14 protein-coding genes are annotated in these 14,885 nt (G+C 47.4%); 2 read left to right on the forward strand and 12 right to left on the reverse strand.

Going from position 1 to position 14,885, the window contains the following annotated elements; all coding sequences use genetic code 11:
• The first annotated feature begins 38 nt into the window (after positions 1 to 38).
• The gene (locus P364_RS0123695; protein ID WP_024632534.1) at positions 39 to 1,394 is read left to right on the forward strand and encodes a dipeptidase; all 1,356 of its coding nucleotides are present in this window, start codon (positions 39 to 41) and stop codon (positions 1,392 to 1,394) included.
• Positions 1,395 to 1,781: 387 nt separating this feature from the next.
• Here the strand turns inward: P364_RS0123695 and P364_RS0123700 are convergent, their stop codons facing one another.
• The 10 genes from P364_RS0123700 to P364_RS0123745 all read right to left on the reverse strand — a co-directional run bounded on the left by P364_RS0123700 (position 1,782) and on the right by P364_RS0123745 (position 11,207).
• Positions 1,782 to 2,153, reverse strand: coding sequence for a hypothetical protein (locus tag P364_RS0123700; RefSeq protein WP_024632535.1), 372 nt, complete (start codon positions 2,151 to 2,153; stop codon positions 1,782 to 1,784).
• 114 nt (positions 2,154 to 2,267) lie between these two features.
• Positions 2,268 to 3,482, reverse strand: a complete 1,215-nt coding sequence (gene nagA, locus P364_RS0123705) for an N-acetylglucosamine-6-phosphate deacetylase (RefSeq protein WP_236642227.1) — start codon at positions 3,480 to 3,482, stop codon at positions 2,268 to 2,270.
• Entirely contained in the window at positions 3,479 to 4,207 is a 729-nt protein-coding gene (nagB, locus tag P364_RS0123710; RefSeq protein ID WP_024632537.1) for a glucosamine-6-phosphate deaminase, read from the reverse strand. Before nagB ends, nagA begins: the two co-directional genes overlap by 4 nt.
• 4 nt (positions 4,208 to 4,211) lie before the next feature.
• Positions 4,212 to 5,075 carry a MurR/RpiR family transcriptional regulator gene (locus P364_RS0123715; protein ID WP_024632538.1) on the reverse strand — a complete coding sequence of 288 codons (864 nt, stop codon included), beginning with the start codon at positions 5,073 to 5,075 and terminating at the stop codon, positions 4,212 to 4,214.
• 206 nt (positions 5,076 to 5,281) lie between these two features.
• Entirely contained in the window at positions 5,282 to 5,506 is a 225-nt protein-coding gene (locus tag P364_RS0123720) for a helix-turn-helix domain-containing protein (RefSeq protein WP_017692532.1), read from the reverse strand.
• Between the two features lie 260 nt (positions 5,507 to 5,766).
• Positions 5,767 to 6,735: a YhcN/YlaJ family sporulation lipoprotein gene (locus P364_RS36330; RefSeq protein ID WP_024632539.1), complete on the reverse strand. Its 969-nt coding sequence runs from the start codon at positions 6,733 to 6,735 to the stop codon at positions 5,767 to 5,769.
• Between the two features lie 240 nt (positions 6,736 to 6,975).
• Positions 6,976 to 7,974: a DUF4340 domain-containing protein gene (locus P364_RS0123730; RefSeq protein ID WP_024632540.1), complete on the reverse strand. Its 999-nt coding sequence runs from the start codon at positions 7,972 to 7,974 to the stop codon at positions 6,976 to 6,978.
• Entirely contained in the window at positions 7,971 to 9,365 is a 1,395-nt protein-coding gene (locus tag P364_RS0123735) for a GldG family protein (protein WP_024632541.1), read from the reverse strand. Before P364_RS0123735 ends, P364_RS0123730 begins: the two co-directional genes overlap by 4 nt.
• A 4-nt stretch (positions 9,366 to 9,369) precedes the next feature.
• On the reverse strand, positions 9,370 to 10,086 hold the full coding sequence (locus P364_RS0123740) for an ABC transporter permease subunit (protein WP_024632542.1): 717 nt from the start codon (positions 10,084 to 10,086) through the stop codon (positions 9,370 to 9,372).
• Positions 10,083 to 11,207, reverse strand: coding sequence for an ABC transporter ATP-binding protein (locus P364_RS0123745; RefSeq protein WP_081718104.1), 1,125 nt, complete (start codon positions 11,205 to 11,207; stop codon positions 10,083 to 10,085). The genes P364_RS0123740 and P364_RS0123745 overlap by 4 nt, the downstream gene beginning before the upstream one ends.
• A 239-nt stretch (positions 11,208 to 11,446) precedes the next feature.
• On the opposite strand from P364_RS0123745, the gene P364_RS0123750 reads away from it, so the two are divergent.
• On the forward strand, positions 11,447 to 12,520 hold the full coding sequence (locus P364_RS0123750; protein ID WP_024632544.1) for a glycosyltransferase family 4 protein: 1,074 nt from the start codon (positions 11,447 to 11,449) through the stop codon (positions 12,518 to 12,520).
• Between the two features lie 83 nt (positions 12,521 to 12,603).
• Here the strand turns inward: P364_RS0123750 and P364_RS0123755 are convergent, their stop codons facing one another.
• Both P364_RS0123755 and P364_RS0123760 read right to left on the reverse strand, forming a co-directional pair.
• Complete coding sequence (locus P364_RS0123755; RefSeq protein WP_024632545.1) at positions 12,604 to 14,091, reverse strand: DHA2 family efflux MFS transporter permease subunit; 1,488 nt, start codon at positions 14,089 to 14,091, stop codon at positions 12,604 to 12,606.
• 259 nt (positions 14,092 to 14,350) lie between these two features.
• A complete protein-coding gene (locus P364_RS0123760; RefSeq protein WP_024632546.1) occupies positions 14,351 to 14,698 on the reverse strand; it encodes a hypothetical protein in 348 nt (115 codons plus the stop codon).
• Between the last annotated feature and the right edge of the window lie 187 nt (positions 14,699 to 14,885).

The raw sequence follows: 14,885 nt of genomic DNA on the forward strand, positions 1-14,885 counted from the left end.
ACAATAAGGTAAAGCAAAACATGAAGGAGGCCCTTTTAATGAAGGAACAAGCTTATTTTCAAGAAAATAGAGAGAAACACCTGGCAGAATTGAATGAATGGTTATCCATTCCAAGTATTTCAGCCATTTCAGCGCATAAAGAGGACATTAACCGTGCGGCACAATGGGCTGCGGATGCACTCACACGTGCAGGCATGGAAAATGTAGAGGTTATTCCAACGGCGGGACATCCGATTGTCTATGCAGACCACCTGCATGCACCCGGCAAACCAACCGCACTGATCTATGGGCACTATGATGTACAGCCTGTCGATCCGCTAAACCTGTGGGATACACCTCCATTCGAACCTACCGTGCGGGACGGCAAACTGTTTGCACGTGGTGCCACGGATGACAAAGGACAAATCTTCATACATATTAAGGCGGTTGAAGCTCTGCTTGCCGAAAACAAGGAACTTCCCGTGAATGTAAAATTCTGCATCGAAGGGGAAGAAGAAATCTCCAGCCCGAACCTGCCGATCTATCTGAATGACAATACGGACAAGCTGCGTGCAGATATGATACTGATCTCGGATACGTCCCTGCTCGAAAAAGGAAAACCGGCGATCTCCACGGGTCTGCGTGGCCTTTGCTCGCTCGAAGTGGATCTGAACACAGCCAATACGGACCTGCACTCCGGTTCATTCGGAGGCGGTGTACCGAACGCACTGCACGCATTGGTATCCCTGCTCGCTTCGCTGCATGATGAGCAAGGTCGCGTAAGTGTTGATGGTTTCTATGATGGTGTTCTGCCACTTTCTCCTGAGATGAGAGAAGAATTCGTGAAGCAGGGCTTCAATGAAGAACAGCTTCGTCAAGACCTGGGACTGGAGCAATTGTACGGGGAAGAAGGCTACTCATTCGTGGAACGTGTTGGCGCACGTCCAACGCTGGAACTGAATGGGGTATGGGGCGGTTTCCAAGGGGAAGGCACCAAAACCGTTATTCCGAAGGAAGCTCATGCCAAAATCACATGCCGCCTTGTTGCGGACCAAGATCCACAACATGTGCTGGATCGTATCGAAGCACATCTGCGCGCTCACCTTCAGCCAGGGGCGACGCTGCAGGTGAAGCAGATTGAGAAAGCCTTTGCGTTCAATACCGATCCTTCCGATCCGGTAATGCAAAAAGCAGCCGATGCGTATGAGCAAGTGTACGGCGTTCGTGCTCTGTTTACGAAAGACGGCGGCTCCATTCCGATCGTGGAGAAACTTTCACGCGTGCTCGGTATTCCGGCTGTCATGATGGGCTTCGGTTTGCCAGATGAGAATCTGCATGCACCGAATGAGCATTTCAACCTGGAGAACTTTGATAAAGGGTTGTTGACGATTGTTCAGTTTATGAAGAGTTTGTAAAGTAGAGTTCATGTGAAAAATAAGTGCTGGAAAGCGTGCTGAGTGGCCGTTCCGGTGCCGAATCGTTCTTTCGATCGCTGTTATCCCCGGATTTCTTTGATTCCCTTTTGAAAAGGTGAAATCCGGGTATAGCATATGCTTCCGAAGTAGCTTTCTTGCAGAAAGCTTTTAGGCGAACGCTTCGCTTCTACAGAATCGATTTCGTCCCCTGCACTACTTTGCAGCTTTTCCATAACTTATTTTACGATTGAACTACTTTACAAATGATGGGTAGTAGGTAGGTATATAAATAGGGGTGTGCCGTCCATATTCAAGACGGCACACCCCTTTTGTAATTGGTAGATCTAAAAACAATACCTTCCGGTAAAGATACTTGTCATCCTCCACCTATGAGCGGAAGGTTGTGAAATTTAACATATGCACAAGCTGCATCATGTGCGTGATTTCCTGCTGGACTTCGGTAGTATCCGTACCTGCCATCGCCAGATTGGCCCGCAGCGTTCTGCGGGTGTTCAGCATTCCGTCGATTAATTTCATAACCGTGTTGCGTCCACGATGATCGACAATCATGTACTTTTTACGTGCATCCAGCTCCACCCATACGATATTGCTAAATGAGGTGAACAGGTGTCTGCGATACTGCTCCATATCGGTCTCATTGTAGTGCTCACCATAAAAGGCATAATATCCGTGTACGTGCAGCTTTTCCGCCAGCTCTGTGATGAACGGGTCGAATTCGAGCATAGCGTTACGTTCCATGTTTCACGCCTCCGTAATGCGTGATCCGCAGATCCCGGCTTTTTTGAGATCTATTTTAACACATTACGCAAGCTATTGCCTGTTGAGGCACACAACAACTCTACAGATGTAGAATTAACCGCCGATTCGTCTTCCCTTCACCCACACTTCCTCAATTTTCAAATCACCATTCAGCAAAACGACGTCCGCCTGTTTGCCTTTAGCAAAGGAACCCGTTCGGTGATCAATGCCGAGCAGACGTGCTGGAGTCAGGCTGGCTGCACGTGAAGCTGCATTCAGACTCATACCTACTTCCTGTACCAGATAGCGGAAACCACGAATCATCGTGAGCGTGCTTCCTGCCAGTGCACCGCCATCTTTCAATCTGGCTACGCCTTCCTTAACAATTACAGGCAGGTCGCCAATTTTGTATTCCCCATCCTCCAGCCCGGCAGCAGACATGGCATCCGTAATTAGCACGATTTGATCGGTAGCTTGCTTCAATTGTGCGATGAGTGAGATTGCCGCTGGATGCACATGAATACCGTCTGCAATGACCTCTGCACTAATCCGGGGATCACTGAGCACCGCTCCGGCAGCCCCGGGATTCCGGTGATGCAGCGGTGTCATCGCATTGAATGTATGCACTGCATGATGCAGTCCGGCTTCAACAGCCCGCTCTACTTCTTCATAAGTTGCATCCGTATGTCCTAATGCCGCCGTAATTCGCTGCTCGCGCAGCCACGAAATGACTTCCAGCGCTCCCTCACGTTCTGGCGCCAGTGTGACTTGACGAATCAGGCCCGGATATTGTTTTTCCCACGCCTCAAGCCAAGACACATTAGGCAATACGATATGATCTGGGTTTTGTGCGCCAGGCCATTTGGGACTGAAAAAGGGACCCTCCAGATGTACACCTTCCAGCTGTGCATAAAGCATTTCACCGGAACGGTAGCTGTCCACTTCAGACAATACCCGATCCAGGCTATCTTTGGGCGCTGTCATGGACGTAGCCAGCATTGCAGTGGTCCCCTGTGTGCTGTGGAATGAAGTGATCTTATCCAACACTTCCTTACTCGCGTCCATGAAGTCCTCTCCGTTACCACCATGTACATGGATATCTATAAACCCAGGGACAATGACACCATGCTTGGAAACAGGTACAGATAAGGCTTCACGACGAATCTTTTCTGTTAGTCCCTCGGGTGCACCAGCATATAGGATTTTCCCTTCTGTCCAGACGAGTACACCATCCTCCATTACACCATCAGGCAATACGAGTTTGCCTCGAAGAAGGGAAATGGTTTTTTCACTCTCTTGCTCCTGGTTTTCCATAGGTTCTACGTTCATTTCACCAACCTCCCAGCAGCACGGTCCAGCAATACGACCACATTGGGATGACATTGCAGCAGCGAAGCGGGACATTGTGTCGTAATCGGCCCCATAAAGGCTTCACGAATAATTTCGGCTTTCTCCTCACCACGAGCGATCAGCAGAATTTGTTTGGCTTTTAGAATCGTACCTACTCCCATCGTAATGGCCTGAGTCGGAACTTCATCAATGCTATTAAAAAAGCGGGCGTTTGCTTTTCTTGTCTCTTCTTTGAGATCCACCACATGTGTCCGCCCTGTCAGCTCGGTTCCAGGTTCATTGAAGCCAATATGACCATTATGTCCGATTCCCAACAGCTGCAGGTCTACAGGGCCGCGATCATCAATCCGTTGTTCATAGGAAACACATTCTTGGCCCAAATCCGAAGCCTGCCCATCCGGCACATGCGTTCTGGCAAGATCAATATCAATATGGGAAAACAATTGTTCATTCATAAAGCTGCGGTAACTTTCGCGATGATCTACAGGGAGACCGACATATTCATCCAAATTGAAGGACGATGCCTGCGCAAAGCTGACCAGACCTTTCTGATACAAAGCAATAAGCGATTTATAGATACCCACAGGAGAACTTCCAGTCGCAAGTCCCAGTACAGCCCGGGGTTTCGTCTGCAGCAGGCTGGCAATCACACCTGCACCCGTTGCGTTCAAATCTTCCTCATTTTCAAAAATACGTATATTCATCTTCTTAGGCACCTCCGTTATGTTGAACTCGATAAGACTGTACATTGTGATACGATTGTTCCAATTTGGGGATAAAACGATCAAAGTCTGCACTCACCATGCCCGTGAACAAAATATCAACGACATGCAGCAGTGCTATACGTGAAGCCATATCTCCCCGCCTCATGCCTTCTTCCAGTGAAGAAGTAAACAGCGGAATATCCGACACCCCCGCAAGCTTGTTATTCCCATAGGAAGTTAGCGAAATCGTTGAAGCTCCAGCCTGTTTGGCACAATGCAAAGCATCGATCGTCTCCGGTGTTTCACCCGAATAGGATACTGCCATCGCCACATCTCCCTCACTCAGTGAAGAGGCCGACGTAATTTGCATATGTGAATCCGAGAAGGCGGTACAGCTTTTGCCGATCCGCACAAGTTTCTGGTAAAAATCCTGCGTAACAATGGAAGAGGTTGCGACACCGTAGAGATCAATGCGACGTGCATGACATAACAGCTGAACCGCATGCTCCAGCCTGCCCAAATCCAGCAAACGGGTAGTATCCGCAATGGAGGCCAGATGATTGGCTTCAATGGCTTCCACAATTTTGGATAATGGATTGCCCGCCACGATATCCTGATATGCTGTTTCATTGGTGGAATGAGACAATTCTGCGGCAAGCTTCATTTTGAAATCGGGAAAACCTTTGAAATGGAATGATTTGCAAAAGCGGGTTACCGTAGCCGCACTCGTTCCGCTTTGCTGCGCAAGATGATTAATGGTCCAGCCAGGAATATCGGAAGGAGACTGTAAAATCACCTCTGCAATTCGTCGTTCCTGAGACGGAAGGTCATTCAGTTCTTGCTGCAACGCATGTAGTATGGCTGCCATGAGTACTCCTTTTTTTGAAAATTATTTTTATAAATTCATTATAAATAAAGAAAATCATTTTTATATTTTCATTTTAATCAATACGTTGCCGCAAATCAAGAGGATTCTCACCATAAAATCACAAACAAAAAAGTCTTTCCCCATTCTTCATGATGAAGAATAGAAAAAGACTTTCATGCTGCTTCAATCAACTGTGCAGTATCGCGTCAGATCTTCAGTTCTCCGAGCTTAATCAGCTCTACAACTGCTTGCGAACGACCCTTAACATTGAGTTTTTGCATCACATTCGAAATATGGTTACGCACCGTTTTCTCGCTGATGAATAACTGCCCTGCGATGTCACGCGTTGTTTTGTCCTGAACCAGTAATTCGAATACTTCGCGTTCACGGTGGGTCAACAGAAATTTGCTTTTATGATCGATACCCTTCAATGTTCACCCCTCCTTGCTCGGGTTGTGTTGGTGTAACAAGGTTAAGGGGATACAGTCAACTCATCTTATGTAAGGTCAAGGGCGTTGGTTCAGTTTTATCAAAAAAATGGGCAGTAAATTGGGGTTTTAAGAATAAGCTCAGTCTTATATAAGCATTCTATTTCATTTTCTTAAAAACGTTATTCTCACTCAGAAACAAGCATGCCTTTGCTGCTGATGTAACCATCTGCGCAAAGGCAACTTGTTCTTCTGACTATTGGTTATCGATGATTCATGCGGTTCATCATGCCATCGTTGTTGTTACGATTCATGATGCCATCATCGAGCACGCCGTCACGGTGCTTGGTGTTCAACGCATTTGTTGGGAAAATACGTTCAACCATCGATTGGAACGTGTTAATCATGCCTCTAACCGGTTTACCATTACGAATATCCGTGGCATAGCTCTCCACATGCTGGACAAATTCCGGGTTAGCCGACACGTATACGTTCTCTACGTTAGGTGCAAACTGTTTGATCTTGGCCGAGATTTTGGATTTAATCTCTTCCGGTGTGTTGTCATCTGTGCTGTCAATTCGCGAGGTTTCACTCTTCATGCCATAATGACCATCGCTCATTGAACGTGAAGTGCCATTGCCACTGTTGGTCAGACCACGCATCATGCCATAAGATCCAGTACCCATGGTTCCATAGATGCTGCGGTCATTGCCCATGTGGCTGCGATCCGTAGCTGCATTGGTGTTCAGTCCTGGTGCAATGCCACTTGTGCTGTATGGAGACATCGTTCCATTACCACCATTTACACGCAAACCGCCCATTTCCTGACCCATGCTTTCAGTACGCATTGTACCATTTGCACGGTTACGCAAAGATTTGCTTTCCAATTTGCCAGTGTGACCATCTGTCAAGCGGACTGCAACATACGCGTTACGATCGGTCAGCATAACATGTGCTGACTTCACTTCCTTCATTTCCGTAATACGTTTAGCCAGCTCGTCACTTGATTTCAGGTCAGTGACGTTATGCGTCCGATAGCTTTTCGCACGAATACCATCCATCCCATTGGACTCAACACCATAACGGTTAATGCCTTTCACTTCATGACGAACACTTTGGGTGTGCAGATTGTTATCTTTTGTGCTGGTTCCACAACCCGTCAATCCGGCCATTACGAAGATTGCAGTAGACAAAGATAAGCTGATTGCTGTCGCCTTTTTGGCTGCTGGCATGTCTCATCCTCCAATTATGTTGGTTTTGGTCACAAGGATAGGATGCTCTTCTGTACGGACCGATATGCTGAAAGGATATGGAACATCAACCTCTATTTATCTGGGCTCAACGGGAATTCTTTCAAGGTTCAAAAAAACAAAAAAAGCGGTGCATGCACAAAGTGCAGCACCACTCTTCATTACCTTCGTATTCCCTGTTTCAGTTAGCTCCTCAATTGTATGTTGAAGCAGCCACTTCACTTATTTGGATGAGGAAGTTCCATCAGCGTCCTTCTCCGTTGAAAATGACGCATCTGATTTTTGAATCGAAGTCGGAAATTGCTCTGCTTCCTTCAGACTAGCTGCATCCATGGGATAAGCCCACTGACCGTCTGGTGTGACTACCCAGATCTGATCCGGTTTCGATGGAATAATAAGCCCACGGTACACATCCGTAACAGCTTCTCCATTAACCGTCTGTTCAACGGATAAAGAAAAGCGTGGCACGGTGCCTTTCAGTTCAGAAGCTTTGCGTACATCGTCTGCTGTGGACAGGTTTTTAATTTTGCCAATCAGCGATACAGCATCTGTAGCTTCAACCGCTTCACCATTAAGCGTCCACGTCTGCTCTGCTGCACCCTCCTCAGAGGCTGATTTGAGCATCCATGTGGCTGCTTCACCTTCCCACTCCAGCGTAGTCACATTACTTTCATCCAGATTAAAGGGAGTCGTGTCCAACAGATCGTGCCGTGATTTTTCTATATTGCTGATGGATTCCGTCTGTACGGCTACGATAGGCCCGGAGTCTACCCGAACATAACGAGCGTCATCAGCCGGTAGCTGGCCACCGATGCTCAGTTTGATCTTACGGTTATCCTTCAGTTGGATATCCAGTAGCGTTGCATCTGCACCCAATCCATACTTGTCGAGATCTTTCGGCTCTTCCTCTACAATCAGTTCCTGATCCGCGCCACTCAAGGCATCAAGCCAACTGCTAACCGCATAACCATTCAGAGGATAAGCCTTTGGTTCCACCATACTCCATACGCCATTGTTTAGTTCCAATTGTGAGGGCTTTGAGGCACCTGATGTGTCTGCATTGTTGTCATGAATCGTGATGGACTGAATGTCGGCAGACTTAATACCAAGCAACTTGACCTTCTCCGCTTCCTCTTCACGAAAATAATTTTGACTGGCCGCATAGACCCAGCCGATAATCAAAACCAATACGACCAGAATCGTTGGGAGCCATTTTTTCATACCCGTCTGCGCCTCCACCATAAGAGTACACCTATCATAACAAAGATGAGCGGGAATGCGACGATTGCCACGAAGAAAATGGTTCTGGCCTGCTCACCGTCCAGGTACGCCGTTTGATAACCGGATTGCACCCGCGGACGGATGGTTACCCCGTCTTCTTTTTCACTTAAATAATTAACGGTGTTCAGAATAAAATCCCGGTTTCCGCCGTTCGCTATTTCCGAGTCCTGCATGAAAATGGATGAACCCAGAATAACAGCCTTCGGTTTGCCATCCGTTGTATCAGCTGCATATCCAAGCTCAACAGGACCTTGTACATCCTGATCTGGATCATTGGATGTCTCGTTTTGCAATAATCCCCCAATGTTCGTCTCACCATAACTGTCATTCGATGAATGAATGAGCGGCGACAACGTGTATTTATCTTGCTCTTTGCTTGTCAAAGCAATGGACAAGGATAACATTGGATACAGCTTGCTTTCTGCTAGTTTATCCGTGATGGCATGTGTGCCATACTCCGGCACGACCCAAAGTGGTCCCATTGTGCTGGCCTGCTGATTATCCACCATGACTGCATGCTCATCCACCACGCCATAATCCGTCATGAGTGCATCAATATTTTTCCATGTCAATTTCATGTCTTCGTGAAAACCGAGGGATAACAGCAATTTTCCTCCGTTACTCAAATAAGTCCGTATAGCCTTCAGTTCCGCATCACTGATGTCGCGCTGTGGACCGATGATCGCAAGCACATCCGCATCTTCGGGAACCTGACCTGCCTGATTCAGTTGAAGTTCTTCTGTTGAGATATTATTCTGTTCCAGAGATGAACGCAGCGTAGTCAGTTGATCCACCCCAAGCTCCTCATGCCCTGTCAGGAAGACCATCTTGTGCATCTCCGTTGAAGACAGGTTCATTAGGGCTTGTGTCAGCTTCTCCTCACCTGTGAACTGGTACGATCCATCGCTGCCATCCCCGACAGCGGTGAACAGACTGGCGATATCAATGACTTTATGCTGATCGCCCTGTTCCAATACAATGGAGCTGCCTGTGATGCCGTATTTAGAAGCCAGCGTAGGCTCCTGTGTCAGATTGTACTGCTTCATTTTCAGTTTGCTGTTGCGTTTCGTGTATTCCTGAACCATATCGGTAACTTCGCGGTTCAAGACTGTATTATTCGCATTTTCGACAGTTAACACCAAGACGTTGACGTCTTCTTTTACGTTTTTGATCGCGGTTAGAGACTGGTCTGACAAGGTATATTGTTTGTTCGAGGTCAGATCCAATTGGAAACCGCCCAGCGAATTCAGAAACAGGGTCAGCAAAATAAAGATGCCAATCACCGCTACAGACAGCACGGTACTGTTGGTATGACTCAACCATTTTTTCATCTTCTCACCTCCACCGCTTCCGTTCCACAATTTGAATACTTAACAGGAGAAACACACCTGAGAGCGTCACGTAATACAATATATCCGGGCCACTAAGTACACCCTTTGTAAAGCTGTCAAACCGGTTCGTCAGTGCAAATGGGTCAAGCCATTGCTGTAGGGCAGATCCGGAATTGCCAGCAAATGAATCAAGCATCCAGAATACGAGCAAAATAATAAAACCGGCTACCGCAGAGACCATCTGGTGTTGAGATAGCGTGGAAGCAAACAGTCCAATCGCCATCATGCTTCCGCCCAGGAAGAAGAGACCCAGTGCAGACAACCATACCGAGGTCAGATCCAGTTCACCAAAGAAGGACATAATAAACGGATAAACGAGACTGCACAGAATAAGTACGGCAAGAATGGCCAGTGATGCCAGATATTTGCCGAAAATAATCTCGGTCACCCGTGCAGGTGAAGTCAACAACAGTTCGTCCGTCCCCTGTCTAAATTCCTCTGCCACCAGTCTCATCGTTAGCAGCGGCACTACAAACAGCAGCATGGATAACGTGTCGCCCAGTACCAGGCGATAATCCACAATACTTGGCTGATAGTACACAAAGCTGGAATAGAACAGCAAACTTGTCATCAGTACATATACAGCAAACGCGAAATACGACGTCGGTGACAGGAAGTATGCTTGCAATTCTTTGTTGCAAACCGCCATCATTCTTCTCATTTGGACTCCTCCCCTGTGCGGGATTCAGATGAAGCGCTCTCGGACATTGCCGATGGCTCTTGATCTGAAGCGATATCCGATTGGGTCTCTGCTTCCGTCGCCGCGACTTGCACGATATCCGCTTGAGGAGCCTTCGTTGACAGTTCCATTTCGGATTCCGTTTCCGTTGTCGTAAGCTTCAGGAATATCTGTTCCAGACTGAGGTTTTCTTTCCTCATCTCCAGGATCGGCAAGCCTGCCCCAGACAAAAGGTAAAACAGTTCTTCCCGGAAATCGTCCGACGATTCACCCGTAAGCAGCATTTTAACTGTATCGGAAGAATCGTTGGACGCATGTCCATCAGGTGTTTGAACGAGTTCACTCCGCACCTTCTCCCAAGGTGTCAGCAAGTTATGTAATTGCTGCTCTGTTGCCTTCACTTCAATGGATACTTTGAACTGATCACCCATCGCTGAGCCAAAATGCTGAGGTGAACCATCCAATACAAGCTGTCCCTGATTAATGATTAACATGCGATTACAAATTGCGCTTACTTCAGGCAAAATATGTGTACTAAGCAGCACGGTATGATTCTCACCCAGTTCACGAATCAGATCCCGTATTTCTATAATCTGATTCGGATCCAGTCCTGAAGTGGGTTCATCCAGCACAAGCAAATCCGGTTTGTGAATAATGGCTCCAGCCAGACCCAGACGTTGCTTGTACCCTTTGGATAGTCCACGAACCAGTTGCTTCTCCCGATCCTGGAGACCCAGTCTGCTCACCATCTCACTGACCCGTAACTTTACTTCACGTGTTGGGACATCTCTTAGATTAGCGACGAATTTGAGATACGACTGAACCGTCATATCTGGATAAAGCGGTGGCGTCTCCGGCAGATAACCAATCTTGGAACGAACGCTCCGCCCCTGATCGTGCACGGATATGCCATCTACCGTTATGGAACCTTCTGTTGGATGCAAATAGCCTGTGATCATTCGCATCGTCGTTGTTTTCCCGGCACCATTTGGTCCCAAAAATCCAACAATCTCACCGCGCTCCATTGTGAAATCCAGTTGATGCACGCCACGCCGTCCATCAAATACTTTGCTTACCTGTTTCACTTCGAGCACATTATTCATCCTTTCCCGTTAAAATACCCGTGTGCCATCGTCGCTTTCTTCGGATGGTCAACACGGGAAGTTCCTTGTATCTTACGTGTTGTATCCTAAATGCAGCTTAAAGTCACTTAAAAGAGAGCTTAAAAATATGTGTCTAAAATGTGAACAACTCTTCATTCACCCACACCCTGTACTCTGGGGCAACGTACCATACAGTACGGGAGCATGAGCTCCTTCACAAAAGTCAGAGGGTGAACCGTGTGAAAGTACTATTCACATTTTTTGTTCCAAGCGGTGGTGTGAATACATTAAACCGACTTCGTACAGCCGTTCTGCAACGCCATGGCATCGAAGCGCATGTATTGTATCTGTACCCTGGCTCGGGAATGCAGAACAATAACAGCACGCCGGTCTTCACAGCTTCCAGTGATGAGGAGATACACAGCTTGATCCATCATCATCATTATGATGCCATTATTGTCACTTCGGATATTTCCATGCCGGGTAGATTAAGGTCCCTCGGGTATAATGGGCGCATTATCTTTGAAGCACAGGGACTAGGGACGCGTGAACATGCTATGGAAACCATTCAGATGGGAGTACCTTATCTGCAAGCCCACTGTAATGCCGCGGTCATTCCTCCTACGGATCATTTACTGGAGCTGTTCATCCATATGTGTCCATGGCTTCATCGGTTTGTCATTCCCAATATGTTGGATACCACTACCTTTGCCCCCATCTCGGTGGATATCCCACCCTATCCGGTACTTGCATGGGTGGGAAGGCTCGAACACAACAAAAACTGGCGGGAATATTTGATGATATCCAGCGAAATTATTAAAAGTGTTCCAGAAGCCAGGCTATGGATGTTCCATGATCCAACCTTGGCCAATCCAGAGGATGAGGTCATGTTCCGACACATGCTTGCGGAGTACGGGCTAGAAGATCGGATTGGCATCTTTATCAATGTCCCCCATTCCCAGATGCCCACATTCTACTCCATGATTGCAGCTTCGGGGGGAATCATGCTGTCTACATCACTGCTTGAAGGCTTTGGATACGCTGTTGCTGAAGCCATCAGCTGCGGCTGTCCTGTACTCAGTACCGATTCGGATGGCGTACGTTCCTTCATTACACATAACCGAACGGGAAAATTCTATCCGATTGGAAACGTGAATGCCGCTGTATCTGAAGCAGTAGAACTGATGCACAACATACAACTGCGGGATTATATACGCATTCAGGGTAGACAGCATATGGCCGTTTCCTTCTCACCTGACCGATATGCCATTTCATTCCGTGAAATGATGACAGCCTTGAGCATTTTCTTTTGAACAAAACAAAAAGGCAGTTCAGAAACATCTCTGAACTGCCTTAAATTCAAGTGAAGTGTTACCTTAATCTCAGCTTATTTGAATTAGTGTCCCATCATCATCGCTGGATCGGGTTTATCCCCTGTTTGAAGGGAATCTTCTTCCACCCGTTTCGGTTTGCGCAGGATCAGACTGAGCAGACATCCAAACAGGGCAATGCAAGCGGCCAGGAAGAAGGTGTCGTTAAAACCAGCCACTAATCCATTCACCATACCTGCAGCATCAGTAGCTCCAGCTGTATTGCTTGCAATATGGGAGGTCAGGAATCCGGTCAGGCCGGCAACGGCAAAGGATACGACTACTTGTTGTGCAGCCGCAGTAAGCGGGGTGACCCGACCTACCAGCTTACGTGGAGCAGCATTCAGTACATGCGTATTAAGAGGCATCATGGAGAAGCCCATACCCAAGCCCATCATGACAAGACTAAGAATGATTAGACCCAGACCGGTATCCGCCGTAATAGAAGACAGAATAAACAGTGCACCCGAGATGATACCCAGACCCACAAAGGCCAGTGGTCTTGCACCGATTTTATCAAACAATCGTCCACCAAGTGGCATACCCACACCCGAAGCCAGGGCCTGCGGAAGCAGAATGAGTCCTGTTTCCAGTGCAGTGTAGCCTTTAATCTGCTGCAAATACAGTGGGATCAAAATCATCGCTCCGAACAGAGCAACCTGTGATACCCATGCCAGAATAATACCACGTGTGAAATCCGAGGATCTGAATACCCGAAGTTCCAGCAGTGGATTTTTGTGACGAAGTTCCACGATAATGAACAGAATCAGTGCCACGCCCCCGACAATCACACCCGTCAGTGCTGTTGCAGAACTCCAGCTTGTTCCACCCTCACTTACACCGTATGCAAGCATCGAGAATGCAATTGGCGCCAGAATCATGCCGAGCAGATCTAGTGCAGGTGTGCGTCCACGATCCGTATCCGGCAGGAACTTGATACATAGAATAAAAGCGGCAATACCAATCGGCAGATTGATCAGGAAAATCCAGTGCCAGCTGAGTGATTCAATGAACCATCCGGATAATACGGGACCCAGTGCAGGGGCCAGCAACATCGGAATTCCAAGCATCCCCATAATGGAGCCTCTTCTTTCAGGAGGAGCCAGACGGAACACCATCGCCATACCAATCGGAGCAACCATGCCTCCGCCAAGTCCCTGGATGATCCGGTAAATAATTAATTGTTCAGGAGATTGCGCAATTGAGCATAATACCGAACCCAAGGTAAACATCGCAATCGTGAACAGAAATACTCTTTTGGCTCCAAATCGGTCGGTCAACCATCCCGCCAGCGGAATGACAGCTGACAAGGCCAACGTATAACCTGTAACGGTCCATTGAATGGTCTTCAGATCCGTCTCAAAATATTGAACCAGATTCGGAATCGCCACGTTAACCACCGTGCTGTCCAAGATGACCATAATCATCCCGACGATAATAGCCAGTAGCGGCAAAATAATCGTTTTAATCGAAAACTCCGCCGGGTCCTGGGGCACTGCTGTTTGTTGTTTCACTCTCTCCACTCTCTTTTCCGGCCTGGAGGCGTTATCTCTGTATCTGCCTCTCCATCGGCCTTATATTCACGACGTTTCAAACTTTTGTTTTAAACCGTCGTTTTAAACTTTTGTTTAAGCATAGGTTAATTCTAATGAAAATACCTTTGCTGTCAAGCTATTTTTATTGGGCAACGAATTAAGTGTGCATGCCAAAAAATGGACCAGGTCTTCTCCTGCTCCATCCGTTTGGATAAACTCGTTCTCGATGTGAGCTTTACTAATCTGCCATCTTGATCATCTGATGCTCCGAAAGTATTCCCAGGGTCTGACCCTGGTCACTTCTGCAGTATATGCGAATAACCAGATGGCTTGGTGAAGAACTGTTGCTAATGATACGCAGCTCGCACGGATCGGATGAGACTGCCAGATTATGAATAATATAGTTTCCTGTATCTGCCCCTATCCGAAAAAGGTATCGATATAGCTCCCCCCGGGTAGGACTTACTCCTCCAACAAATATATCCACATCGTTGTTCCCTGCAAATGCCAATTCAATGTCCATGTATCTCACCGGAACAACGGTTTGCAGCAGGTTTTCGTGAATCTCCAACACAAATGCGACCACTGTACATCCCCTCCTGTAAAGCGAGTTGAACCTTTCTCCAGATATGTTATGCCTTCTCTCGTCCATTGCTATTTAAAATCACCCATTTTAACCAATTCCACGGAAACGCCCACCCTTTCGTCTGCCTTTTTTCATAGACTGGATAGATAGAAGCTCGGCCTGTGCAGGCCGAGACAAGGGGGTACCT

The organism is Paenibacillus sp. MAEPY2 (assembly GCF_000499205.1).
In the GTDB taxonomy this organism is placed as follows: Bacteria; Bacillota; Bacilli; order Paenibacillales; family Paenibacillaceae; genus Paenibacillus; species Paenibacillus vandeheii.

Bases quoted from the DNA above. Each gene is read 5' to 3' on its own strand.
- P364_RS0123730 (WP_024632540.1), bottom strand. From the start codon at position 7,974: ATGAAAAAATGGCTCCCAACGATTCTGGTCGTATTGGTTTTGATTATC.
- P364_RS0123735 (WP_024632541.1), bottom strand. From the start codon at position 9,365: ATGAAAAAATGGTTGAGTCATACCAACAGTACCGTGCTGTCTGTAGCG.
- P364_RS0123745 (WP_081718104.1), bottom strand. From the start codon at position 11,207: ATGAATAATGTGCTCGAAGTGAAACAGGTAAGCAAAGTATTTGATGGA.
- P364_RS36330 (WP_024632539.1), bottom strand. From the start codon at position 6,735: ATGCCAGCAGCCAAAAAGGCGACAGCAATCAGCTTATCTTTGTCTACT.
- nagB (WP_024632537.1), bottom strand. From the start codon at position 4,207: ATGAATATACGTATTTTTGAAAATGAGGAAGATTTGAACGCAACGGGT.
- nagA (WP_236642227.1), bottom strand. From the start codon at position 3,482: ATGAACGTAGAACCTATGGAAAACCAGGAGCAAGAGAGTGAAAAAACC.
- P364_RS0123715 (WP_024632538.1), bottom strand. From the start codon at position 5,075: ATGGCAGCCATACTACATGCGTTGCAGCAAGAACTGAATGACCTTCCG.
- P364_RS0123700 (WP_024632535.1), bottom strand. From the start codon at position 2,153: ATGGAACGTAACGCTATGCTCGAATTCGACCCGTTCATCACAGAGCTG.
- P364_RS0123695 (WP_024632534.1), top strand. From the start codon at position 39: ATGAAGGAACAAGCTTATTTTCAAGAAAATAGAGAGAAACACCTGGCA.
- P364_RS0123740 (WP_024632542.1), bottom strand. From the start codon at position 10,086: ATGAGAAGAATGATGGCGGTTTGCAACAAAGAATTGCAAGCATACTTC.